Source organism: Paenibacillus bouchesdurhonensis (genome assembly GCF_900155685.1).
GTDB lineage: Bacteria > Bacillota > Bacilli > Paenibacillales > Paenibacillaceae > Fontibacillus > Fontibacillus bouchesdurhonensis.
This window is the reverse complement of the sequence record NZ_LT732548.1, coordinates 4,109,931-4,135,280: the sequence shown is the minus strand read 5'-3', so window position 1 is coordinate 4,135,280 and position 25,350 is coordinate 4,109,931. Positions and strand designations below refer to the sequence as shown.

General features: G+C 49.0%; 20 protein-coding genes. 11 read left to right on the top strand and 9 right to left on the bottom strand.

The genetic code is table 11. The annotated features are described in order from the left end of the window. Positions 1–342: 342 nt before the first annotated feature. A complete protein-coding gene (gene tkt, locus CZ379_RS22820) occupies positions 343–2,367 on the top strand; it encodes a transketolase (RefSeq protein WP_110933715.1) in 2,025 nt (674 codons plus the stop codon). A gap of 110 nt (positions 2,368–2,477) precedes the next feature. Here the strand turns inward: tkt and CZ379_RS22815 are convergent, their stop codons facing one another. Beyond that, positions 2,478–3,386 (bottom strand): NAD(P)-dependent oxidoreductase, encoded by a 909-nt coding sequence (locus CZ379_RS22815; protein ID WP_110933714.1) that lies wholly within the window; start codon positions 3,384–3,386, stop codon positions 2,478–2,480. A 174-nt stretch (positions 3,387–3,560) separates the two neighbouring features. On the opposite strand from CZ379_RS22815, the gene CZ379_RS22810 reads away from it, so the two are divergent. The 3 genes from CZ379_RS22810 (at position 3,561) to CZ379_RS22800 (ending at position 6,281) form a co-directional block, all read left to right on the top strand. Next, positions 3,561–4,916, top strand: coding sequence for a glucose-6-phosphate isomerase (locus CZ379_RS22810; RefSeq protein WP_110933713.1), 1,356 nt, complete (start codon positions 3,561–3,563; stop codon positions 4,914–4,916). 130 nt (positions 4,917–5,046) lie between these two features. Continuing rightward, complete coding sequence (locus CZ379_RS22805) at positions 5,047–5,679, top strand: YigZ family protein (protein WP_110933712.1); 633 nt, start codon at positions 5,047–5,049, stop codon at positions 5,677–5,679. A 5-nt stretch (positions 5,680–5,684) separates the two neighbouring features. Next, a complete protein-coding gene (locus tag CZ379_RS22800; protein ID WP_110933711.1) occupies positions 5,685–6,281 on the top strand; it encodes a TetR/AcrR family transcriptional regulator in 597 nt (198 codons plus the stop codon). A 216-nt stretch (positions 6,282–6,497) separates the two neighbouring features. Here the strand turns inward: CZ379_RS22800 and CZ379_RS22795 are convergent, their stop codons facing one another. The 5 genes from CZ379_RS22795 to CZ379_RS22775 all read right to left on the bottom strand — a co-directional run bounded on the left by CZ379_RS22795 (position 6,498) and on the right by CZ379_RS22775 (position 12,998). Beyond that, positions 6,498–8,744, bottom strand: a complete 2,247-nt coding sequence (locus CZ379_RS22795; RefSeq protein ID WP_110933710.1) for a glycoside hydrolase family 31 protein — start codon at positions 8,742–8,744, stop codon at positions 6,498–6,500. A gap of 23 nt (positions 8,745–8,767) precedes the next feature. Beyond that, positions 8,768–9,586 (bottom strand): carbohydrate ABC transporter permease, encoded by an 819-nt coding sequence (locus CZ379_RS22790; protein ID WP_110933709.1) that lies wholly within the window; start codon positions 9,584–9,586, stop codon positions 8,768–8,770. Between the two features lie 2 nt (positions 9,587–9,588). Further along, positions 9,589–10,479 carry a carbohydrate ABC transporter permease gene (locus CZ379_RS22785; protein WP_110933708.1) on the bottom strand — a complete coding sequence of 297 codons (891 nt, stop codon included), beginning with the start codon at positions 10,477–10,479 and terminating at the stop codon, positions 9,589–9,591. 99 nt (positions 10,480–10,578) lie between these two features. Then, entirely contained in the window at positions 10,579–11,832 is a 1,254-nt protein-coding gene (locus CZ379_RS22780) for an ABC transporter substrate-binding protein (RefSeq protein ID WP_110933707.1), read from the bottom strand. A gap of 116 nt (positions 11,833–11,948) precedes the next feature. Continuing rightward, positions 11,949–12,998, bottom strand: a complete 1,050-nt coding sequence (locus tag CZ379_RS22775; RefSeq protein WP_110933706.1) for a LacI family DNA-binding transcriptional regulator — start codon at positions 12,996–12,998, stop codon at positions 11,949–11,951. Positions 12,999–13,319: 321 nt separating this feature from the next. Here CZ379_RS22775 and CZ379_RS22770 point away from each other — a divergent pair, with 321 nt between their 5' ends. The 7 genes from CZ379_RS22770 to CZ379_RS22740 all read left to right on the top strand — a co-directional run bounded on the left by CZ379_RS22770 (position 13,320) and on the right by CZ379_RS22740 (position 22,337). Continuing rightward, complete coding sequence (locus CZ379_RS22770) at positions 13,320–14,384, top strand: sulfate/molybdate ABC transporter ATP-binding protein (protein ID WP_110933705.1); 1,065 nt, start codon at positions 13,320–13,322, stop codon at positions 14,382–14,384. Positions 14,385–14,571: 187 nt separating this feature from the next. After that, the gene (locus CZ379_RS22765) at positions 14,572–15,354 is read left to right on the top strand and encodes an MBL fold metallo-hydrolase (RefSeq protein WP_234404984.1); all 783 of its coding nucleotides are present in this window, start codon (positions 14,572–14,574) and stop codon (positions 15,352–15,354) included. A 245-nt stretch (positions 15,355–15,599) separates the two neighbouring features. After that, complete coding sequence (locus CZ379_RS22760; protein ID WP_110933704.1) at positions 15,600–17,369, top strand: sensor histidine kinase; 1,770 nt, start codon at positions 15,600–15,602, stop codon at positions 17,367–17,369. Between the two features lie 22 nt (positions 17,370–17,391). Further along, entirely contained in the window at positions 17,392–18,939 is a 1,548-nt protein-coding gene (locus CZ379_RS22755) for a response regulator transcription factor (RefSeq protein ID WP_110933703.1), read from the top strand. A gap of 278 nt (positions 18,940–19,217) precedes the next feature. Next, a complete protein-coding gene (locus CZ379_RS22750; protein ID WP_407668711.1) occupies positions 19,218–20,522 on the top strand; it encodes an extracellular solute-binding protein in 1,305 nt (434 codons plus the stop codon). Positions 20,523–20,561: 39 nt separating this feature from the next. Then, positions 20,562–21,437 carry a carbohydrate ABC transporter permease gene (locus CZ379_RS22745; RefSeq protein WP_110933701.1) on the top strand — a complete coding sequence of 292 codons (876 nt, stop codon included), beginning with the start codon at positions 20,562–20,564 and terminating at the stop codon, positions 21,435–21,437. Between the two features lie 78 nt (positions 21,438–21,515). Beyond that, positions 21,516–22,337 (top strand): carbohydrate ABC transporter permease, encoded by an 822-nt coding sequence (locus CZ379_RS22740; protein WP_110934520.1) that lies wholly within the window; start codon positions 21,516–21,518, stop codon positions 22,335–22,337. A 47-nt stretch (positions 22,338–22,384) separates the two neighbouring features. Here CZ379_RS22740 and CZ379_RS22735 read toward each other — a convergent pair whose 3' ends face one another. Genes CZ379_RS22735 through CZ379_RS22725 form a run of 3 tightly spaced genes read right to left on the bottom strand, consistent with a single transcriptional unit; the run spans position 22,385 to position 25,257 of the window. Then, on the bottom strand, positions 22,385–23,188 hold the full coding sequence (locus tag CZ379_RS22735; protein WP_110933700.1) for a Cof-type HAD-IIB family hydrolase: 804 nt from the start codon (positions 23,186–23,188) through the stop codon (positions 22,385–22,387). Between the two features lie 50 nt (positions 23,189–23,238). Continuing rightward, complete coding sequence (locus tag CZ379_RS22730; RefSeq protein ID WP_234405075.1) at positions 23,239–24,231, bottom strand: DMT family transporter; 993 nt, start codon at positions 24,229–24,231, stop codon at positions 23,239–23,241. A 21-nt stretch (positions 24,232–24,252) separates the two neighbouring features. Further along, complete coding sequence (locus CZ379_RS22725; RefSeq protein WP_110933699.1) at positions 24,253–25,257, bottom strand: lipoate--protein ligase; 1,005 nt, start codon at positions 25,255–25,257, stop codon at positions 24,253–24,255. Positions 25,258–25,350: the final 93 nt, after the last annotated feature.

The following is a 25,350-nucleotide window of genomic DNA, read 5'->3' as shown; positions in this document are numbered from 1 at the left end:
GCAAGCGCTAGCATGGGCGGATGGCATTGCCCATGCGGGGCTGCTTGCGGGCGGCGCAATGCCGCCGTCCCGCACGAGCCCTTGCGCGCGTACATGTAACCGCGCATGACCGAAGGCACCAGGGCGCAACCTGTCTTAGGGATTTTTCGATGCATTTGTCCAATTTCCCCCGCTTTTCGGCAGGATGCATAAAAAAGTCATCATCCGGGGCAGGGTATGACAAAAAGGGATATGGAAAGGTGCTTTAAACCGTGTTACAATATATAAAGTCAAAATGATTTTTTCAAAGTGATTGTTTTGTAACTAGAAACGTATTTCTTCATAACTAAGGAGGAAGCTAGAATGCCACTTTCAGACAACAAGGTCATCGAAAATCTGTCGATTACTACGATTCGTACTCTAGCCATAGATGCGATCGAGAAAGCTAAGTCGGGTCATCCAGGAATGCCGATGGGGGCAGCGCCAATGGGGTACCAGCTGTTCGCCAAGACGATGACGCATAATCCAGATCAACCATCCTGGATCAATCGCGACCGTTTCGTATTGTCCGCTGGACACGGATCTATGCTGCTGTACAGCCTGCTGCACTTGAGCGGTTATGATCTTTCGCTCGACGATCTTAAGCAATTCCGCCAATGGGGCAGTAAAACGCCGGGCCACCCTGAGTTCGGACATACGGCAGGGGTAGACGCGACGACAGGGCCGTTGGGACAAGGTATTGCGATGGCAGTAGGTATGGCTATGGCCGAAACTCAATTGGCAGCTACTTATAACAAAGACGATTACAAAATTGTCGACCACTATACTTACGGTATTTGCGGTGACGGAGACCTGATGGAAGGCGTTGCTAGTGAAGCAGCTTCCCTCGCAGGTCATCTGAAGCTTGGCAAGCTGATCTTCCTGTACGACTCTAATGACATCACCCTGGATGGTGAATTGAATCTCAGCTTCTCCGAGAATGTCAGACAGCGTTTTGACGCTTATGGCTGGCAAACGCTGCTTGTGGAAGATGGAAATGATTTGAATGCAATTGAGAAAGCTATTGCTGAAGCCAAGGCGGATACCGAGCGTCCTACTTTGATCGAAGTAAAGACCGTTATTGGTTACGGAAGCCCGAACAAGCAAGGTAAGGGCGGTTCCGGAGGAACTCATGGTTCTCCGCTTGGCGCTGATGAAGCGAAGCTGACGAAAGAATATTATAAATGGGTATATGAAGAGGACTTCTATGTGCCTGAAGAAGTGCGCGAGCACTTTGCCAAAGTGAAAGAGCGCGGTATTGCGGCAAACAAGGCTTGGGAGGAGCAGTTCGCGAAGTATAAAGCGGAATTCCCTGAGCTTGCAGCTCAATTCGAGCTTGCTATTGCAGGCGATCTTCCAGAGGGCTGGGATGCCGATCTTCCTAAATACAGCTCAGAGGACAAACCGCTGTCCACCCGCGTTGCTTCCGGTAATGCGCTTAACGGCCTGACTAGCGGAGTACCTCAGCTTCTTGGCGGATCTGCTGACCTAGAGAGCTCGACGATGACTCACTTGAAAGGTTTGACGGTTTATACACCTCAGTCCCGCGATGGCCGCAACCTATATTTCGGGGTTCGCGAATTCGCCATGGCTGCTGCAATGAACGGTATTGCGCTTCATAGCGGCCTTAAAATTTTCGGCGGTACGTTCTTCGTCTTTACGGACTACTTGCGTCCTGCAGTGCGTCTGTCTGCGCTTATGGGACTACCGGTCACTTACGTTCTGACGCACGACAGTATCGCTGTCGGTGAGGATGGGCCAACGCACGAGCCGATCGAGCAACTGGCTTCCTTGCGCATTATTCCTAACTTGACGGTGATTCGTCCAGCGGATGGCAACGAGACCTCTGCGGCTTGGGCTTATGCTGTTGAAAACAAAGGCAACCCGGTAGCCTTGGTGTTGACTCGTCAAAACCTGCCTGTGCTCGAAGGCACTGCAGAGAAAGCCCGCGAAGGCGTGAAGCGCGGCGGCTATGTTGTATCCGATGCGAAGGATGGCAAACCGGTAGCTCAGCTGATTGCATCTGGTTCTGAAGTGCAATTGGCAGTAAGAGCGCAAGCAGCGCTTGCCGAAGAAGGCATTCATGTTCGCGTTGTCAGCTTGTCCAGCTGGGATCTGTTCGACAAACAGGATCAAGCTTACAAGGATTCTGTCATTCTTCCAGACGTTAAAGCACGCGTAGCTATTGAAATGGCACATCCGTTTGGATGGGAGCGTTACGCTGGCGAGAAGGGCTCCATTATCGGCATTGACACGTTCGGCGCATCTGCCCCTGGCGATAAAGTGATCGCAGAGTATGGCTTTACCGTTGAAAACGTTGTGAAGCATGTTAAGGAGCAACTGAAATAGATTTTGTCGGATAGCATAAAAAGGCAGGCACCGCGCATATCGCATGGGCCTGCCTTTCTTGCTCTGGGCTAGCTAGCCAGGCGCGAAGTTCACACGCCCAGGGGGTTGCATTATTGCTTCGGCTCCAGCTTGCTGCCGCCGATTTTTTGGCCGATCCATGCTTCGTACAGCTTGACGACGGAGGATAGATCCTCATCGCCGTAGCCCTCAGTCTGGCCGGCCTGGAACAGGCTTTTAGCCATGTTCAGCATCGGGGCTGGAATACTCGCACCGTCCGTCATCGAGGAGGCCAGCTTCAAGTCTTTGAGCATCAGCGAAAGGGAGAACTGGTTGGTGAAGTCATGCTCGATGATTTTTCGTCCCTTAAGCTCTGCTTGCTTGCTGCCTGCGGAGCCGTTCTGGACGAGCTCGAGGAAAAGATCGGCAGGCAGCCCGGATTTGGCTGCGATGGCAAAGCCCTCGGCCAGAGCCAGGTTGTTGATGCCGACGATCGTGTTGTGCGCCAGCTTGGCGACAGCTCCGCTGCCGTTCGGGCCCATATGGAGTATTTTTTGGCCCATCGTTTCGAAGATATCCCGCTGCTCGGCCAGCGCTTCGGCTGATCCGCCGATCATGAATACAAGCGTTCCCGCATGGGCCGCCGGGGAACTGCCAGTTACAGGCGCATCGAGGAACTGGCCGCCAAGCCGAGTAATCTCACTCGCCAATTGGCGGACAAGCGCAGGAGAAATCGTGCTGCAATCGATCACAGTGCTGCCTGGACGAAGGCCCTGCAGAACACCGTCATCGCCTTCATAAACAGCAGCAATTGAGGCATCGTCGCTGACCATCGTGATGACGGTGTCGGCCGCCAGCGCCGTTTCCTTTGGAGTGGCTGCCAGCACCGCGCCTTGCTGAACAAGCGGCTCAGCTTTTTCCGCTGTACGATTGAACACGGTTACCTGATAACCTTGTTTAAGTAAATTCGCGGCCATGGGAGCGCCCATCGTGCCGAGTCCGATAAAACCGATTTTTTTCATAACAATCACCTTCTATAAGGAATTGAACAGCATTTAATTATTTTAGCACGACTATAGGAATACTGCATATTGTGCCTTGTCTTCACCCGGAATTTACAGTATCCTAGGTGTAAGTTAATTGTGGATAGAGCAGTGAGATAGAACAATATTGTGTAGACGGAGGAATGATTTACCATGTCTAAAAAAGTCACTTTTGATTACAGCAAAGCTCTTGAATTTGTAGGGCAGCACGAGATCGATTATTTGACGGAGTCGGTGCGTTTAGCTCATGATCAGTTACATAACGGAACGGGGGCAGGCTCTGATTATCTCGGCTGGATCAATCTGCCGACAGAGTATGATAAAGAAGAATTCAGCCGCATTCAGAAGGCTGCTGCGAAGATCCAAAGCGATTCCGACGTATTGATCGTCATTGGAATCGGCGGGTCCTATCTTGGTGCTCGTGCAGCGATCGAATCGCTGTCACATTCTTTTTACAATTTGCTTCCGAAAGACAAACGCAAAACCCCGGAAATCTATTTTGCCGGTAACAATATAAGCTCCACCTATGTAAATCATTTGCTCGATTTGATTGAAGGCAAGGACTTTTCGGTCAACGTCATTTCCAAGTCCGGAACGACGACAGAGCCAGCGATTGCATTCCGTATTTTCCGCGCGGCGCTAGAGAAGAAGTATGGCAAGGAAGAGGCTCGCAAACGCATTTACGCTACAACGGATCGCGAGAAAGGCGCTCTTAAGAAGCTGTCGACGGAAGAAGGCTACGAGACCTTTATTATTCCAGACGATGTAGGCGGACGTTATTCCGTACTTACTGCTGTAGGGCTTCTGCCTATCGCTACCGCTGGCATTAACATCGAAGAAATGATGCAAGGGGCGGCTGAAGCTGCTAAAGAATTCAGCAACCCTAATCTGGCAGAGAACGCCAGCTATCAATATGCGGCAGTCCGCAATGCCTTGTACCGCAAAGGTAAAGTAACGGAAATTCTTGTCAACTATGAGCCTTCCCTCCATTATGTGTCCGAATGGTGGAAGCAGCTGTTCGGCGAGAGCGAAGGCAAAGACTACAAAGGGATTTACCCGGCTTCAGTCGACTTCAGTACAGATCTTCACTCGATGGGACAGTTCATTCAAGAAGGGAACCGGAATATTTTTGAAACGGTCATTCAAGTGACGGAAGTGCCTAGCCATATTACGATTGAATCCGATCCAGCCGATCTGGACGGCTTGAACTTCCTCGCAGGCAAGACACTGGATTTCGTGAACAAGAAGGCGTTCCAAGGCACGCTGCTCGCTCATACGGATGGACAAGTGCCGAACCTGATCGTTAACGTACCGGACTTGACGCCTTACTCCTTTGGCTATCTCGTATATTTCTTTGAAAAAGCTTGTGGCATCAGCGGCTATCTGCTTGGAGTGAATCCGTTCGATCAGCCGGGTGTTGAAGCCTACAAGAAGAATATGTTTGCATTGCTCGGCAAGCCGGGCTTTGAGAAAGAAAAAGCAGAACTGGAAGCAAGATTGTCCGAATAAGATCATTAAGCAGGTTCAAAAGGACAAGATACTACATTGTTTAGCCAGAAGATATCAGCGCCAGGGAAGCAGTTCACCGGTTAGCTCCGGTTGGGCTGCTTCTTGGCACATTCTATAAGGATGATGTATTATGCTAGAGCGTTACAAGACGGTTCGCGGAGCCGGAGAGAAGGAAATCGTTATTAAAAAGTCGCGATTTATTGGACATATCAAACCGGTAGAAAGCGAGTCTGAAGCTATTGCCTTCATTGAAGAGATCAAGAAGAAGCACTGGAATGCGACCCACAACTGTTCCGCCTACATGATTGGAGAACGGGACGAAATCCAGAAGCAATCGGATGACGGAGAGCCGAGCGGCACAGCCGGCAAGCCCATTCTAGAAGTCATTAAGCATCAGGGGCTCAAAAACGTAGCAATCGTAGTAACCCGATATTTCGGCGGTATCATGCTTGGCGCAGGCGGCTTGATCCGAGCCTATACGGATGGCGCGGTGGCGGCAACCGAGGCGGGGGAAGTTATTACGCGGCTACTACACCGTGAAATATATGCCGAGCTTGATTACACCTGGCTGGGCAAGGTGGAGAACGAGCTTAGAAATCGCGAAATCCGCACAGGAGACACCGCTTTTGCGGATAATGTGACACTGTTGTGCCTCCCGCTGGATAGCGAAGCCGAAGCCTTTAAGGATTGGTTAGTCGATTTAACTCAAGGACAAGTCGTGTTGAAGGAAGGTAACCAGGTTTACTTTATTGAAGGGGAATAATGCCTATGGCAAGAAGAGCAGTAGAGCAGGAGTTGTCGAGGGAAAGAATAATGGATGCGGCCAGACATTTGTTTATTACCAAGGGCTACCGAGGAATATCGATGCGAAGCATCGGGCAGCATCTAGGATATAGCCACGGCTCTCTTTATTATCATTTTAAGGAGAAGGCCGAGCTATTTTATGCCATCGTGGTGCAGGACTTCAATCATCTGACCCAGCTGTGCACCCAAGTCACAAAATCTCCACCGATGGACGGGCTGACCAAAATTGAACAATTAATGCTGGTGTTTATTAAATTTGGACTTGAGCATCCGCATCAATATGAAATCATGTTCATGCTCCGGGACGAGGAGATACTGGCCTATTGTCGTAGCGAGCAGGCAAAATGCTTCGATGTATTCGAATCGATCGTCAGGAAATTTCTGAAGCAGGAAAGACATCCTATGGAAGATAACCCGGCGTTTCCGCTGAGTATGTTTTTAGGCGTACACGGGTTTATCTCATTTTACATTCAAGATCGTTTGACATATGAAGAAATTATGCCCGCCGCCATTGCGCATGTTAAAATGCTTAGTCAGAGCAATTACCGCTTGACGTCATAGGACGTTTTTGTTTTCAATTCACACTTTACTCATTTACATTGTCATAGCTGTAATTCTTTATTACATTACTTTAATAACGTAATGAACTTCCCAATTGTAAATACACCTTAGCCTTAGCAATTGTTCTAACTGAAATGAATCATTGATGACAAAACAAAGAAGCAGGATATCGCAATATTCTGCTTCTTTGTTGTTTTATTAAGATTATCGTATAGATTAGTTCATTTCAACCCATTCTCTGCGAAGCGGATGATAGAATCGGCCTTGACCATTTGTAATTCCGTCTGCCGTATAGGCAGTCATGCTTACATTCTCCCAATCGATGTAATCCGTCGTTAAGGCGAGCTCGACATGAGGGATGACGGTTCCAGCACGAACTAGCATAATGATCGGGATTTGTCCCGCCTCGATCGTTAGCCATTGCTGGCCTTCGTATACTGTTCCAGTTTGATAATCCACCCATTGACCTTTCGGCAAATAGATGATGCGTTGATTCGTTTCTTCAAATAGTGGAGCGACGAGAATGTCGGAGCCGAAGAAGTATTGATCCTCGATCATCCAGCAGGTCGGATCATCCGGGAATTCCAGGAACATCGCTCTGAGCAAAGGATGGCCTTCCTGTGAGCTTAAATATGCCTGCGAATAAATGTACGGCATAAGCTTGTACTTCATTTCCGCAGCCGCGCGGAAGTCATCCATGAATGAATCGCTGTAAGCCCAAGGCTCCTTCGGAGGAGCGCCATGGCATCGACTATGCGATGTCAGCATACCAAAAGGCATCCAGCGGCGGTACAGCGCCTCAGGGCTTTCCTTTACGAAGCCGCCAATATCATGGCTCCAGTAGGTGAAGCCGCTTAGTCCCATGGATAGGGCTGCTCTTAAGCAGGCCAGCATGGCGGAGTCCGTGTTCTCCGTATCGCCGCCCCAATGGATCGGATAGCGCTGGCTTCCGGCCCAGGCGCTGCGCGCCCAAATGATACTTTCTCCGTTAACCTGCTCTGTGACCTCGGCAACGGCTTTGTTGTAGCGGAGCGGATACAAATTATGCTCCAGTCGGCCGCTCTGGCCGGAATGGAACCGTCCAAAGATCGGCGCGCCTTCGCCAAAATCCGCTTTAATGGCGCTTACGCCCATTTTGAGCAGCTCGGCGATTTTCTCCTGATACCAGGCTACCGTTTCCGGATTGCTGAAGTCGAGAATCGCATCCTCTGTGGGCAGGTTTCCGTCAGGATCGGTAACAACGAGCCCTTTATCGATCAGCTCCTGGAAGTAGCGGTTCGTCGGCGTGAAATAAGGAATTTGCCACAGACTGACGCGCAGCCCCTGCTTGCGCAGGTCATCAATCATTTTCTGTGGATCGTCAAACCGGGTGTGAGAGAATTCGTAATCACAGCGCCAGTCCTCTTCAAACCAGCCCGTATCCAGATGGATGACGTCGCAAGGAATTTGGTTGTCCAGCAGCTTTTGGGCTACCTCCCGGGTTTGAGCCTCCGAATCATAAGTGATCCGGCTCATCCACAGGCCGAAGGACCACAGCGGCGGAAGCGGACTTCTGCCCGTCAAAGCCGTATACTCGGTCAGCACCTCTTTCGGATCGCCGAAGAAGAAAAATAAGTCCAGACTGTCGTCGTCCATATAAATCGTATTGGCGGCATCGTATTCTTTTCCGATATCGAGCGTGATCGGCGCAGTGGAATGTATGAACATGCCGTACTGCCTGCTGCTCAAGAAGAAAGGAATCGGCTTGTACATATCGCCAGTTTGCACGCTGAGCGAATCGCGAGTCCACAGATCGACGCGTTGACCGCGCTTGTTCAATCCGGTAAAGGATTCGCCGGTTCCGTAAATTTTCTCGCCTGGAGACAGGCTGAAGGTAGCTGCGATTTTATGAGACATATCCTGAATCGAACGGGCAAATGAGAAAGGGACAGGGTACATATTTTGCAAACTGAAGGTATCCTGATGATGCCAGGTTTGCGTCAGCACTTTTCCGTTCGCGTCTTTAAAGGTTAGGTGGAAAGGATGAAGCCCAAGCTCGACCTTTCCGAATTGGCTCTCCCAAATATAGCCATCATCGGTTTTTGTAGCCGATGTCCACGTCGAATCCTCGTTGATTTCTCCCGAAATCATGAGAGAAGGCTGTTCCTTGGCTACTTTTCTTCGCGTTTGGATGCGAATGCGTGCCGTTCTTGGCGTAACAAAAGAAATATCAAAAGGCATTACAGGAGACTCCGGGTATTCTACCGGAAACTCCCAAGATTGAGTAGGTTCAATAAAGAAGTCATATTGGTTGAACGCAAGTCTCGGTTTGCGGGTAGAGCGGAGCCACTTGATCCGGCCGCTTCTCGTTTGCGGATCAAAGTCGGTAACCTGATCGCCCATAAAATTCAGTGTGTCGGATTGATGAAAGGGAATGCTAACATCGATAGCTTCATTGAGTCTGCTAGTTTGATAATGCTTCATGGATTTCCCCACCTATATCTATATTATTTAACCGCTCCGTTAGTAAGCCCGCTGATAATATATCGCTGCAATACGATAAACATGGCCAGAACTGGAAGAACGGTTATTGTGGCAAAGGACAACAGATTGTTCCATTGAATGCCGTATTTACCCATGGAATTGTACACGCCTGCCGTTAACGGCCACATCGCGGAATCGCTTATGAAGGTCATGCTGTAAATCAAATCGCCCCAGGCGAATAAGAAGGAAAACGTAGCTGATACGATGATTCCCGGATAAGAAATAGGAATCATGATTCTCAGGAACGCCGTGAATCGATTGCAACCATCGATCATCGCCGCATCCTCCAGCTCTTTAGGCGCGTTCAGGAAATAAGTCCGGAGGATCAACACGGAGAAAGGAATCCCGAGTGTTGCTGTAGCCAGAATGGGCGCGGCCAAGCTGTTGAGCAGGGCCATCTTTTTGAACAAAATAAATAACGGCGTTAGAACTACGGTTACCGGCAGCATTTGCGTAACTAGGAAGAAAAGAATCATCCATTTCTTGCCGGGTACCGGATATCTCGCAAGCCCGTAGGAAGCGGGAATAGCGAGGACGACGACAATTGCCATCGAGCTGAGGGCTACGATTAAACTGTTAATAAAGCTTCTTCCAAGGGCGCCGCTGAGCTGCGAGGTGTAGCCTTCCACATACCATTCATTCGGAATAAGCGTCGGCGGCATTTGGAAAATCTCCCCTTGCACCTTGAACGAACTGACGATCATCCAATAAATAGGGAACAGGAGGGCACCTACAATGACGATTCCAACAATGCTTAATATTAGCTCTTTTGATCTTCCCATTTTTACATCACCTCATCGCTGCGAACCATGCGCAAGTAGATCAGACTGACTATGAACAGAATGAAGAATAGTATGTTGGAAGCCGCTGCGCCTTGTGAGAAGTTGAACTGATCGAAGGACAACTTATAAGCCAAGGTCGAAAGCACTTCCGTCGCATTTACGGGTCCGCCGGCGGTCATGACGAAGATTAGGTCGAATACTTTAAACGTAAAGATGAAGCCCATCATGATGACAACCATAATGACAGGACGAAGCATCGGAAGAGTCATATACACGAACTGCTTGAATTTGTTCGCGCCGTCGATGGAGGCCGCCTCGTAAATATCGTCAGGCAGCGAGGATAGTCCCGTAGAGAGAAGCATCATGTTAAATGGTGCTCCAACCCAGACGTTGGCGATAATGACGCTCCACATAGCGAGCTCCGGATGAGTCAGCCATTCGATCGGCTGATCCACGAAACCGATGGAGAGCAGGGCGTAGTTGATGATCCCTACGCTTTGGTTGAACATGAATTTGAACAAGAGCGCCGTGATGACGATCGGAACAAGATAGGACACGAGCGTCAAGCCTCTTAGAAACCCAGCCAACCGGAATTTCATATTGAAGAACAAGGCGAGTGCAAAGCCGATCGTAAACTGGAGGAAGATGCTCCAGAACGTAAAGAAGAAAGTATTCTTGAACGCGATATGAAAAGAGTCCAGACCGATGACTTTCCGATAATTGTCGAGACCTGCAAACGCGATATCGGGGTTGTTTAGCGTCATTAGATCCAGGTGCTGAAAGCTGATTTTGATGTTGTAGAAGAGCGGATAACCGATTAATACAAGCATGAAAATAAGCGCTGGCACGACATAGGCCAGACTGATCAGCAGATTTCTTTTGTTTAATTCCACAAGGACTGCCCCTTTCTAAGGGATTGTCCTTCTCCTTCACCTTAATTAAAAGGCGTTGGAGAAGGAGAAATGGAGTCTTTATTGCCTGATAGCGCTATGTTATGGATTGATAATGCCTTTGATTTTTTGTCCGGCTTCTGCTGCTGCAGCGGCAGGATCCATCGCCATGGAGAACGATTTTTGATACGCTTCTTGCATAATGGATGAAATTTCAGGCCATTTTGGATGCGGACCGCGTGGCTGTGCAGATTGCATTTGCTCTAGAAATCCACTTAAATGATCGTCGCTTTTCCAGTGGTCGGACTTCTCAGCTACATCTTTGCGTGGCGAGAAGTAGCCGGTTTGCACAAGGAAGGATTCCAACTGGTCAGCCTCGGACAACCATCTCAAGAAATCCCAGGCTCCATCAACGTTATTGCCCTTAATTATGGCGATATTCTCTCCGCCGAGGACGGAAGCTTCCTGCTTGTCAATCGGCAGCTTGGCAATGGCAAAGTTCATGGTAGGAGCATCTGCTTTTACGCCGGCAATGTTCCAAGGCCCATTTACCATCATGGCCAGCTTGCCGGAGGAGAATTGCTTCAAGGTATCGCTGTTAGACAGGTTGATGACCTCTTTGCTGACGGAGCCGTCTTTAATGAGATCCGTTAGGAAAGAGAATGCGCGGGCAGCTTCGGGAGAATCGATGCTGTCGTAGTTTGCGCCGGTGGACAGAAGCCACGGAAGGAAGTCGAAGGCGCCTTCTTCGGATTTAACGGCAGCAAACCCGAGGCCGTAACGGTCGCCGACCGTTAATTTTTTCGCTGTTTCGCGAAGCTCGTCCCAGGTTGTTGGCGGCTGGGCAATTCCGGCTTCTTTGAACATATCGGTGTTGTAGAAGAGAGCAAGAGTGTTGCTCGTGAATGGAAGACCATAGAGCTTGCCGTCGTATTTGGCGGATTCCAGCGGGCCTTCGAGGTATTGACTGCCTTGACCCCACTCGTTAACGCGCTCCGTAATATCTTCGAAAATACCAGCAGCGGCAAAGGAGGCATGGTCAGGGTTGTCAACGGTTACAATATCCGGCAATTCTTCACCCATCAAACCTACAGACAGCCTTTTTTTCATATCGCCGAATGGCACATATTGCCCGATAACCTCAAATTGATCCTGCGAGCTGTTGTATTTTTGAATCGCTTCTTTAAGCGCAGTTTCTTCATTTCCGCCAAAATAATACCAGAACGCGACTTGCTTTTTGGCTCCGCCGTTATTTTCGTTGTTCTTGCCGGCGTTTTGTTGATCTCCTCCGCACGCGGTAAGCAAGAGACTGAAGATCATCATAGCAATGAGGATGAGTGATGCCTTTTTTTTCATATTTACGAGCCCCTTTGTTTGTAAAATGAGTTGAAACATGATTGGAATGATTTACAAATGATGTACGTTAATCATTTTGGTGTAAAGGGTGTTAAGTTACGAAAAAATATAAAAAATCATAGAAAAAAATTGGCGTTTTCACGAAGAGCAACTTCAAGTTTGCTTAAGTTTAAGGATGGAATAAAGTCAGTTGGGCGAGTCAAATGATCAAACAACATCTTGACGGCGGTATAGCCCTGATTATGCGGATCCTGGCAAATCGTCGCCGTAATGACATCTTTCTGCAAATACTCATGCACTTCCGGGGTCATGTCATGACCGATCAGAGCTGCGTCCAATCCCCAATTCTCGATATATTGAGCCATGGCGGCAAGCTGTCCGGTAGCCAAATAAATGCCGTCTACCTCCGAAAGCTGGTCTTTCATTAAGTTTTCCATGGAGACCTCGATATTATTCCGATCCAGCTTAAGAGGGCCGATCATTTGCACGTTGTCGTAACGCCCGATGACCTCGCGAAAGCCCAGGATCTTTTGCTGGAACTGAAACATGTTCTCCGTCTCGAGGATGAAGGCTGTTTTCCCTTTGCGGCCGATAAATTTGCACAGCAGTTCCGCGGCTAATTTACCTGCGTCTCGATAGTCGCAGCCCACGTAAAATAAGCGCTTACTAATAGGAGAGTCAGTGTTGAACGTGCAGGTGGCAATGCCTCTGTTAACAGCTCTGTCAATCAGCTCCGCGATCTCGAAGGAACCATCGGAGGAGATGGCGATGCCGTCGTATTTCCCGCTGTCGACGACTTCGTTGATTTTGTCGATCTGCTCTTCAATGTTGGTATTCATTGTACGAATGATATCGACTTGAAGACCGAAATGCGACAGCTCTTGAAGGGCGTTGTTTACGCCAATCTCAATTTGCTCCCAGAAATAGATGGGATACGTTTGAAAAATAACTGCGATAGAAATCATCCTGTTTCTAGATAAATAGCTTGCTGACTTGTTAGGTGAATAGTTCAGCTCCTCGACAGCTTGCATAATTCTGTCGTATGTCGCCTTTTTGACATTCCCCCTCTGGTTTAATGCTCGATCGATCGTAGCTACTGATAAACCGAGTTTTTCCGCTAGCGTTTTTACAGTTACCTTGTTGTAAGACTCTTTTGACATGCTCATCACCTTTCACATCCCTGCTCTCGAAACTAATCATAAAATAAAATGTGAGGTAATGTCAACGTTTTCATATAAAAAATGATTAACGTTGATCATTTTGGGATTCATTATCTTTATAACTGCTTTATGAATGCCTTATGGGAGTTGATTTGAATGTGGATATCAGTGTGTATCAGGGCAATTAACTTGAAATGCTTTGAAATTAACGAAACGTAATGGATTGACGGTAAAGGCAGGGTTTGGTAAAGTATTTTTATGGGATAATACCGAGTAAATTCATAAGAATAATATATGAAGCGGTGGAGCGAAAGGGTGTGACCTGAAATGCATGTAGAAGTAAGGAACTTGGACAAACATTTTGGTAATTTTCATGCGGTAAAAGACGTTAGCTTTGGAATCGAGAAGGGGCAGCTCATCGGTCTGCTTGGGCCGAGCGGCGGGGGAAAAACTTCTATTTTGCGCATTTTGGCAGGTCTGGAACAGCCCGATTCGGGAGAAATTATATTTCATGGTCAGCGGGTAAACGGGCTTGCTCCGCAAGAGCGCGGGATCGGCTTCGTTTTTCAAAGCTATGCACTGTTCAAGCATATGACGGTATTCGATAATATAGCCTTTGGCCTTCAGATCAAGAAGTTTCCCAAAGCAAAGATTAAGGAACGGGTCATGGAGTTAGTTGAATTGACAGGGCTAAAAGGCTTTGAACAGCGGTATCCGCATCAGTTGTCAGGAGGACAGCGCCAGCGTGTCGCCTTTGCCCGTGCTTTGGCGCCGGAGCCGCAGCTGCTGCTGCTGGATGAACCGTTTGCGGCGATCGATGCCAAGATTAGGCAGGAACTGCGCTCCTGGCTTCGAGAGCTGATTGAGCGCGTTGGGATTACTTCCATTTTCGTCACGCATGATCAGGATGAGGCCATTGAGGTAGCGGATGAAATTATGATTATTAACCAGGGCCGCCTGGAGCAGAAGGGAACCCCTTGGAATATCTATAAAGAGCCGCATACGCCGTTTGTAGCTTCGTTTATCGGCCAATCTACGCTGGTGGAGAGGGCCTCCGACCTGAAAGGCTTTGAGAAGGAAGCGGAGGCTTCGGGAATCCGCGCCTTCATCCGTCCAGAATACATTGAGGTAGGAACGGAGCAGGAATTCACCCTTAAATCCGCTACGGCGCCGGGAGTTGTGAAGCATCTGCACTTCCGGGGAAGCGAATGGCTCGTAGAAGTGGAGGTCGGCGGGCATAAGCTAACGACGTTCCGCTCACTGGAGAAGGAAACTCTTCACGCAGGACAAGAGGTTAGAGTGCTTGTGCATCGCGCATATTTGTTCAATGATGAGAAAAGCTGGATTGTGGAAAATCCACTGAAGGGCGAGCCGTTAACCGTGATGATTTAAATCCTGTGCACATGCTATAATCATTTTATTCTACTATGAATATTAATAATATGAACAACCGTCCATGTTATAAGGACGGTTGTTGTTGACTGAAGAAGCAGAGGGTAATGCAGTCAACAATATTTGAAAAAGTAACCAGAAAAGACTATATATTATACAGCTTGCTGACTACGGGGTGAACTAAAGGATGATTAGAAAGGCAGATCAACTAACGTTCTGGGGAACCGGAGACGCAATGGGCGTGCCTAGAGTATATTGCGAATGCGGGGTGTGCCAGGAGGCGAGGCAACAGGGCATCAATCGACGATATCGCTCGTCCGTGATGCTTGAGAGTGTAGACGGGACATTCCTTATCGATTGCGGCCCGGATTGGCGTGATGCTATGGAGCGGAATGGCCACCGCTTTGTAGAGCATATTCTGGTGACGCATGCGCATTTTGATCATATCGGCGGGCTGCCGGAATGGGCGGACTCCTGCCGCTGGTTAAATCAGCGAGGACAGCTGTATGCACCACGGGAAGTGATCAATATGATTTTGCGTCAATATCCCTGGCTGCCGGATCAGCTTGATATGCATGCTGTGGATCAGGGCTTGCAATTGGCTGGATGGCATATCGAGGGCTGGAAGGTATTTCATGGCAAAAATGGCTTTTCCTACGCCTATCGTCTGACTAAGCAAGGTTATGCATGGGCTTATTGCTCCGATGCCATTGCGCTCCCCGAGGAGCAAAAAGGGCTGCTTCACGGATTGGATTTGCTCATTTTGGGAACGAGCTTCTACGAGGAGAAGGCGGAATTCTCGACCCGCTCCGTGTATGACGTGAAGGAAGCACTAGAGCTCCTTCAGGAGCTTCGACCGAAGCGTTCACTATTTACTCATATGTCCCATGATATCGATTTGCGCTGTGATTATGGACTGCCTGACAACGTCGGGTTAGCCGACATAGGAATGACCGTTCTGCTGAAGTAGCAGGACGGTTTTTTTTACGGTACAGCACGGGATTCACACTACGGTGAAAGTCTAATTTTTTGGAGAATTGCGGTCGATGTTATTAAGAAGAGATTAGTTCTGTGGGGATATACCCTATTCGGCGAATATGTTACCATTAGGCCGAAGTGGAGTACATATCTTGAATAAAATTCAATTTTAAATTGGAAGCGTTTACTTTCCAGGACTTATTCCGTTATGTTTAATTTAAGATCGGGGTGTAGGGTATGAAAAGGTGGTTGGGAAAATCTCTTAAGCATAAATTATCGATACTCATTATCGTGGCTACACTAGTTCCCCTGCTGTTTCTTGGATTGTTCTCTTATAATATAGCAGCAGGTCTCACCGAGGAAAAGGCCAAGATATCAGGGATGAATACGCTGCGTCAACTGGAGGCTTACTTGGCCACGATGGTCAAGGATGTGGAGAATATGTCTTTGTTTTTAATTGGACACAATGGGGTCCAGAATTACTTGCGGTCGCCTGAGGGGGATTTTGTCCAACAAACGTCAATTACCAATTTCCTGACGAATTTGGCTTTCTCCAAGGATTATATTGCGAATATTATTATCGAGCCATTAGGCGCCAAGCCGCCGATTTCTCATAAATCATTAGCTGGATCCGATTTCAAGGATATTACTGAGACTTATCCTAATTACTACGAGGAGCACCCTAAATGGTGGTCGGGCGTCCATCAGCAGTGGTCCTTCGATGGCGTGCGCAAGGTGATTACGCTCGCCAGGCCGATACGTAGTACAGATAAATACAAACTGATTGGCAAGGAGCAAATTAATCTCGATCAAGCTGTCATTGCCGAGCAAATCAGGCAGGCGGTTTTGGAGAAAAGCGGGTTTGTGCTGCTTCTCGATGAGCAGAATCGGATTCTCGCTGGCCCCCCTGAATGGGAGACCAATCTTCTACTCTCGGATTATTATCCCGACATAGGGCCATTCGATGGAGTGAGCGGGTTTATAGACTATGGGGAAGGGGTTGAGAAAAAAACCATTCTCTATAAAACGATGTCCAGTGGAAATTGGAAGCTGGCGGGGATCATCCCTTCGGAAGAATATCGTTCGCAAAACCGCTACTTTCTGACTTTAACGGCCGTAGCCGTCTCGGTTGCCATCCTGTTTGTAATCATTTTGGTGCTTTTTCTGATCCAGAAAATAACGAATCCGTTGTCCCAGCTGACTAATTTTCTCAAGCATAATAGCCCTGAGGAGCCTATGCCTGCTATTCCTGTGAAGTCTATAGATGAGGTCGGCCAGCTTATTGTCAGCTATAACAAGCTGAGCTCCCGCATTGTCAAACTAACGGACGAAGTCAAGCGGAATGAATCGCTCAAAAAAGAAGCGGATTTACAAGCCCTGCAAATCCAGATCAATCCGCATTTTCTGTACAATACCCTATCCTCGATTCATTGGCTGGCTCTGATGAACCAAGATGCCAAAATTGCAGAAATGGTAGGCTCATTGAGCGACTTTTTAAGATCCAGCCTGAATAATGGTCGAGAATATTGCTCCATCGAGCAAGAAATCATCCATGTCAAAAATTATGTAAGCATTCAATCCATCCGGTATCCCGATAAATTCGTATTTCAGGTTGACGTCGATACGGCTATCCAGGAGCAGTTCACATTAAAGCTGCTGCTTCAGCCATTAGTCGAAAATGCCATGCTGCACGGTATATTGAAGCGAGAAGGAAAGGGCTGTATTACAATCTCGGCGGAGTGCGATGGGCAAAGCATTCATTTTACCGTTTTAGACGATGGCATCGGGATCGCGCCTGATCGATTGAAATGGCTTCGTACTCAGTTGTCGGGGCATCCAGATCATAAGAGAGAGCAATTCGCAAACGGCGGGTATGGGCTGCGCAACGTTCATAACCGGCTGGTGCTTCATTACGGCAAGGAAGCAGGGCTTCGAGTAGATAGTACAGAGGGTGAGGGAACTCGGGTCATGTTTACGATCCCTTGCATGGAGAGCGCAAGCAACTAACGAGGGCAAGGAGATGATGAGAATGAAAGTACTGATTGTTGACGATGAAGTGATCATTCGCACTGGATTGAGCAGTGTTATCAATTGGGAAGCTAGCGGATTTACGGTGCTGGAGCCGGCAGCCTCGGCAGAGGAGGCTCTATCGCGCATTCCTGACGAACGCCCGGAGATCATCTTTACAGACATTCGGATGACTGGAAAAAGCGGTCTGGAGATGGCTCATGAAGTCAAGCAGGCATACCCGAACACAGAAATGATCGTCATCTCCGGATATGACGAGTTTGCATACGCCCAGCAGGCTTTGCGGGAAGGAGTCAGTGATTATCTGCTCAAAACAAGTCGCCCTGATGAGATTATACAAGCTGCCCTTCGGGCCAAAAAACGGCTTGAAGAGCGAAGACAGGCGGACGAACGAGGGAGAGCGAAGGAAGCTGTTGTAAATCGAAGTTTTCTAAGAGAACTGCTAACCTCTGCTTCCAGTCCAGATGAGCAAATGGCAGCGGAGCTGTGGCATAGATATCCGCGCCTGCGAACGATCCAGGGGAAACACCAGCTGCAGATCTGGATTATTTCAGCGCAGGCTGGGGCTTGCGAGGGTTTGAGCAATTCTGAGCTTCTGCATGGCAAGCTGGGCGACATGTTAACGGGATGGCTGCCTTGCGAGTGGCTGCCATGGAATGAAGCGTTACTGCTGTTAGTAAAAATCGAAGCCGATCATTCAGGCTGGAATCCCGTAGTGCGAGCGATTCAAAAGGCTGAGCAAGCGCTGCATTGCCGGACATTTGCCGCTTGTGGCCGGAGTATTGGGGATGTTCGTCAGATGCGCGAAGCCATCGACACAGCCTTAGAAGCGCACTCCTATGCCTGGCTGTTAAGCCATGAGCAGTTCGTACGCTATGACGAGCTAGGTGCGCGCAAAGGTCTGCGAAGATTCTGCACGCAGGAGGAGGAAATCGCCCTTTCCTCCCTGCTGCGGTCAGGCAGCAAGGAGGGCTTGCGGGCGGAGATCGAGAGGATTTTAGAGCGGATCAAGCAGGATAGTCAGGCGACGCCGGGCTCGGTTCAGGCTTACCTGCATTCCTTGCTTATCGCGGGTTATCGGTGGCTGGAACGCGCCGCATCTTCCATCGGGTATTCCAGCCTGCTGCCCCATGGGGAGGAAATAGATAAGGCTGCACTAGCGAGCAGGCCCGAACAGACGCTGATGGTTCATTTTGAATCGATGATGAAGCAGTACAGCCAGATGGTTTCCGGAGTGAGTCCGGTTCGGCGGGCACTGGCCTACATTCATGATCACTTGGATCAAAGCCTCTCCCTGAGCCAGGTAGCCAAGCATGTACATATGAACCCGAACTATTTTAGCGAGGTATTCAAACGGGAGACCGGGCAGAATTATATTGAATTCGTGACGCAGGCCAAGCTGCGCAAAGCGATGACTCTGTTAAGAGAGACGCCCGCTAAAATCAGTGAAGTGGCCTACCAGATTGGATATGAGGATATCAAGCATTTTAATCGTCTATTCAAAAAGTTTACGGGGTTAACCCCTTCGGAATACCGAAGTAAAAGCTGAATAAAGCCCCCCTATCAACTGAAATATATCCCCTATGGGCCTGTTCTCCTCCACTTTATACTTAAAAAAGAGCAGGTTCGAACCGTCATCTTTTTGCACACAAGGCATCTCTGCGGCTATACCGCCTGAGAAAACGCAGCAACGCAAGCATATGCCCTGGTGGTGAAAGGTGACTGGTGAACTCGCACTCAAGGAATTTATTTTACAAGATGGACTAGGCAGTTCATAGGTTCGTTCCGTATAACAAAGGGGGAATAACGGTGAAATCATTAAGAAAGATGAGTCTTTTGCTGCTCCTGATGACGATGCTTCTCGCAGCCTGTGGGGATAGCGGCAGTAACAAGGCTGGCGACGCCAGCAAGAAGAGCGAGAAAATAAAGCTATCGGTTTGGCATAATTTTGCCGGAGATGACTTGCGGGCCAAAACCGTAAGAGGATTGATCGAGAAGTTTGCTGAGGAGCATCCTGAGGTGGAACTCGATGCGCAAGCGATTCCGCCGGATGGCTACCGCCAGCGCTTAAGCACGGTTGCAGCAGGGAACGAGCTTCCGGATTTATTCTTCGTCTATGCAGGAAGTCATTCTGCTGAATTGCACCGGGCCGGATTATTGCAACCGATTACAGAGGTTGTTGACCAGTACCCCGAGTGGAAGGATAAGTTTCTGGCAGGCGCCTTTGATCCCTTTACATTTGATCCGGACGAGATTTACTCAGCTCCTATCGGAATGTCGGCAACTTCCATCCTCTACTACAACACGGCTCTGTTTGAGCAGTATAACGTAAAGGTTCCAACGACATGGGATGAAATGATGACCGCTATTAACGTTTTTAACGAAAATAATATCACGCCGATCGCTTTGGGGAATAAAGCTCCTTGGGTAGCGCAATCGACCATACTTGGTTCGCTCGCTGACCGTGTAACTGGAACCGAATGGTTTGAGAATGCTGCCGCCCAAAATGGCGCGAAGTTTACGGATCCAGAATTTATCGAGGCTCTGGGTTACTTTAAACAGTTGGTTGACCATAAGGCCTTCCAGGAGGGAGCCAACAGCATAGACAATACGCAGGCTGAGCAATATTTCATTCAAGGAAATGCGGCTATGATGATCAGCGGCGCCTGGAGTCTCACCAATTTGGCAGCCTCGGCGAGCGAGGAGCAGATGAAGGTCGTTGACGTTACCGTGCTCCCGGCAATTCCGGGGGGCAAAGGAGAAGCGAATACGATTTCCGGCGGTGCAGGCGGCGGCCTCGCATTGAGCAAACGGACGGAAGGCGCAGCTAAGGAAGCAGCCCTCGAGCTTATTTATGCCGTTAGCGGCCCGGAAGCACAGAAGGCGATTGCCGAGAGTAATTCCATGGTGATGTACGATACGGACATTGATGAATCCAAGGTAAGCACGCTGTACTATAAGGCGTTTAACCTGGTGAAGAAGACCAATATTACCCCCGTCTATGACGCCTATTTATCTGCAGAAGCTGCAGAAGTGATCAACAACGGACTCCAGGAGATTATGGCAGGAGGTTCTATAGAAAGTGTCGCGAAGAAGCTCCAAGATGCACAGGCCAGGTCAGTCACCCCATAGTAGGGCTATCCCGAGTCGACATAAGGAGGTAGACTTCTCATGCCTACCGCTCTGCGGAGTAGAAGCTTCATTGCGCTAGCCCTGCTCCCGGCACTAATTCTGTTTGTGGTCTTTGTAATCGTTCCCATTTTTTGGTCCGCTTACTATGGACTATTCGAATGGAAGGGGATCGGAGCATCCAAATTTATCGGCGCAGGCAACTATCGTGAAATCCTTCAGGACGCTATTTTTTGGAGAGCGCTTAGAAATAACTTGATTCTGGTTGTATCGGCGATCATAGGGCAGATTCCTATCGCACTTCTCTTAGCTTTGGTTCTGGTCAAGAATTCGTTCTTCTCCAAGTTTATCCGCTCGGCGGTATTTATGCCCATGGTGCTTTCGACGGTTGTAGTGGGGCTCATTTGGGGATATATCTACCATCCGCAGTTCGGATTGGTCAACACTATACTAGAGGCTGTCGGGCTAGAGTCTTGGACCCGGGCTTGGCTTTCCGTGCCAAATGTAAACATCTTCGCTATCACCATTCCGATTAACTGGAGCAATATCGGACCCTATATGCTTATCTTTATTGCAGCGCTGCAGAATATATCGCCGGAAATTTACGACGCGGCTCATATCGATGGAGCATACGGGAGAAAGAGGCTGTTCTACGTAACGCTGCCTATGATCTGGAGTACCGTGATTGTTACCATGGTACTCTGCATCTCGGGAAGCCTGAAGGCGTTCGATCATGTGATGGTGATGACGCAAGGAGGACCGGCGCAATCGACAGAACTGCTAGCGACCTATATGTATAACAATACGTTCCGTGTTTATCGTTATGGATACGGCTCTGCCGTGTCGACCATCATCATGATCATAAGCGCCTTATTGATCGGGATCAATTATATCCTGACTCGAAGGAAAGCGGGATAACGAGAAGGGGGAAGGAGAGTGGAGCTCAGAACGATCAGAGCGACGAAAATTGCCGTGGATTCCTCTGGCAGAAAGCTTATGGGAAAGGGATTAGCCGTACTCGGAAAATCAACCTTGCTCGGATATGCCGTTCTTACGCTGTATCCCTTGTATTGGCTGTTTATCAGTGCTTTTAAGACCAATGAGGATTTTTTTAAGAACCCCTACTCCCTGCCGAATGTGTGGATGAAAGAGAACATTATCCGGGCGTGGGAGCTTGGAAATATGGGAAGGGCGATGCTGAATTCTACGTTTGTGACGTTAGCCGCCGTCATCCTTACTCTTATTCTTGGTCTTCTTGCAGGCTACGCGCTTTCACGATTTGAATTTCGTTTTAAGAAGACAGCCGTAGCCCTGTTTCTGGCAGGCCTGCTTATACCGATCCATAGTACGCTTGTCCCTTTGTTTCTTATGATGAAAGAGATGCATCTGCTAAATACTTACGGAGCGCTTATTCTGCCTTATACGGCATTTGAGCTTCCATTGGCTGTGTTCCTGGCTATGGGTTACATGGCCTCCATTCCGAAGGAAATTGAGGAAGCAGCTATGATCGACGGCAGCGGCTGGTGGGGAATCTTTGGCCGGGTGATCTTCCCGCTATGTACCCCAATCATCGCTACTATTTCAATATTAGCTTTTCTGCGGTTTTGGAATGACTTTTCTTTTGCCCTAGTATTCATTAACTCACAGGCGCTAAAGACCTTGCCCTTGAGTCTATCCTTATTCTCGGATGGCTTTGGTACGGACTACAGTCTGACGATGGGAGCCATGGCGATCGCCGTCATCCCTACGATTGTTGTGTATTTGATCCTGCAGGATCAAATAATGAAGGGCATGGTAGCAGGCTCGGTTAAAGGTTAAGGCAAAGGCAAGGGGCAGCCCATAAGCTGCCCCTTCTTTTATTCCATTTAAGCTTCCCGGTTAAAAATAAACTTGTCGATCACATGCTTGATGCCGTCTTCATTGTTGCTCCGAGTCACATAATCGGCGATTTGCTTCAGCGCGGGGATCGCGTTGCCCATAGCGACGCCAAGTCCGGCGGCTTCGAGCATCTCATGATCATTCCAAGAATCCCCAATCGCCATCGTCTGCTCCAGACTGCAGCCGAAATGACGGGCGATAAACTTCAGCGCATGCCCCTTTGTTCCTTCGGCATGCATGAATTCAAGGAAGTTTGGCTTGGACTTAGTAATATGCACCGTCGGCCCGAGCAGCTCGCGAAGCACCGGGGCGATTTCGTCCAAATAATCCGGCTCGTCGATAATGAGCATTTTGGGCGTAGGCTGGGCTACCAGCTTGGCAAAATCCGGCTCGATAAAGTATTCCGTGTTGTTGAGAGAAGTGTAATCGATCAGCTTTTGGTTCTCTTCTCGGGAATAGAGCTTATCATCGATATACGTTTGCAGATGCAAATTGTACTCCACGCAATAATCGAAAAGCTTGCTGGCTGCGTCCAGAGGGAAATAGCGCTCGTACAGCACTTTTTCATCGAGCAGATTCTTCACGTAGGCGCCCTGGTATGTAATGATCGGTACATTAAGACCGGTTTGGCGTGCAATCGCCTGGGCGGAGGAGTAGGCTCTCCCGGTGGCCAGCGTAACAACTACCCCCGCAGCAATAGCTTCTTCCAACGCTTGCTGCGTTGCCGGAGTAACCTCTTTGTCATCATTAATCAAGGTATCATCAATATCAATTGCAATAAGTTTGTACATCGTGTAGGTGTCTCCTCTTCTTGTTATGATTGAAAGCAGTAACCTCGAACTTAAGTAGCGCCCTCCGTAGGCAGAGAGGGAATATCCTCTTCCCTTGCTGCTTGGTATGAAGAGTTCGAATGTCCGCCATCATTCTTGTTTCCATCATCCGAGCTTTGGCCTGCCTTTAACTCGGCAAGAAGCATTCCGGTAAGAATAAAGCCGCAGCCCAGCAGCGCAGACCAGCCCAACCGCTCGCTGGCGAACAGCACGCCCGTAATTGCTGCGAATACCGGCTCCATCGCGTATATTACGGCAACCCGCGCTGGGCTCGTGTAATTTTGACAAACGGTCTGAATCCAAAAGGCAAAGGCGCTGGTTGGGCCGATGGAAACGAGAAGCGCCAGCAGCACCTCGGGACGCAGAAGCAGCTCTGTCGTTTGAGCGAAAGTTCCGGTATGTTCGGTCATTAGGGAGGCGACCAGACTGAACAATCCGGTCACCCCAAGCTGAACCGTAGCTAGCAGCAGAGCCGGGTAATGGGGAGCGTAGAGACCCGTAAAGCCGATATGCAGCGCAAAGGCGAAGGCGCAAAGCAGAATCAGGACGTCGCCGCGATTCAACAAAAAACTACCGTTCGTGAACGTTAACAGGTATAGCCCGGCAGCAGCCAGCAGGGCGCTGAGCCAGGTGAATACGGACAGCTTATGCCGGAACAGGACAACGGATAGAAACGGCACGAGTACGACGGACAAGCCGGTGATGAATCCGGCATTCGAAGTCGTCGTATAGAGCAAGCCGACCGTTTGGAAGCCATAGCCCGCGCACAGGAACAGTCCCAGCAGCACGCCATGGCCGAGCAAGCGCAGATTGAACCGGCGCCAATCCTTGCGGTAGAACAGCGTCGTAATCAGCGCCAGCAGCAGGGAGGCTCCAATGAAGCGAATCGCATTAAAGGCGAGCGGCGGGAGCGCCTGCACTGCATTTTGCACGATCAGGAAGGTGCAGCCCCACATCATGGCGACGGCAAGCAGGCTCAGGTCGGCAATGCGTGAACGCGGCATATTTATTTTTTTCACGAACGGCTACTCTTTCAGGAAGACCAAACCCACGAAATCATCAAATTCCAGGTTGCCGAAATAGTGCTTGATGTCGATGCCTTCCAGCGCCTGGCGAACCGCTTCTTCCTCATGGCGTACCCCGCGCAGCTTGTCCTCTATATCCGCGACGTCGCCGACACCGAAGAAATCGCCGTAAATTTTAATGCCTTGAATATGTCCATCCTTAATATCCATGCGCAGATCAATGATGCCGATTGGGAATTTTTTCGAATGCTTCACATTGGATTCCGGGGACAGCCCGAAATTCCAATCCCAGTTCTTATATCGTTCCTTAGAAATTTCATGAATCTTGCTCCAATCATCTTCGGTCAGGCGATATTGCGGAACCTTGTCTGCGTCCATGCCAAAAATATGACGGAGCAGTTCAGCACGGAACTCTTCGATCGTCATTTTTTGCTCCAAAAAGTCAATAATGTTCGCTACCCGGCTGCGTACGGATTTGGTGCTCTTGGATTTAAATTTTTCAGGATTGGCGTGCAGGGAAGCGGCTACATCGTTCAGATTCAGGTTGAACATGAGCGTACCGTGGCTGAACATGCGTCCACGTGTGGAAAACTGAGCGTTGCCGGAAATTTTCTGCTCGCCGACCTGCAAATCGTTGCGGCCCGTCATCTCCGCATTGACACCGAGAGATTGCAGCGCTTCAACGACCGGTTGGGTGAACTTGCGGAAGTTGTGGAAGGACTGCCCGTCATCTTTGGTAATGAAGCTGAAATTCAAGTTGCCCAGATCGTGGTAGACCGCTCCGCCGCCGGACAAACGGCGCACGACCTGGATGTTGTTTTCCTTGACATAATCCAAATTAATCTCTTCGATCGTATTCTGATGCTTGCCGATAATAATCGACGGCGCATTAATATAGAACAGCAAATAGCTGTCATCTTCGAGTGGAAGATGCTTCAGCGCGTACTCCTCAATGGCCAAATTGACCGAGGCATCGGTAATTCCCTGGTTATCAATAAACAGCATGACTCTTCCTCCATTACAGATCTATATTTTTAAAAGTAAATTTGAAATATCCTACCGTAATTATTGTAAACCAATTAAGACCGAAACCAAAGG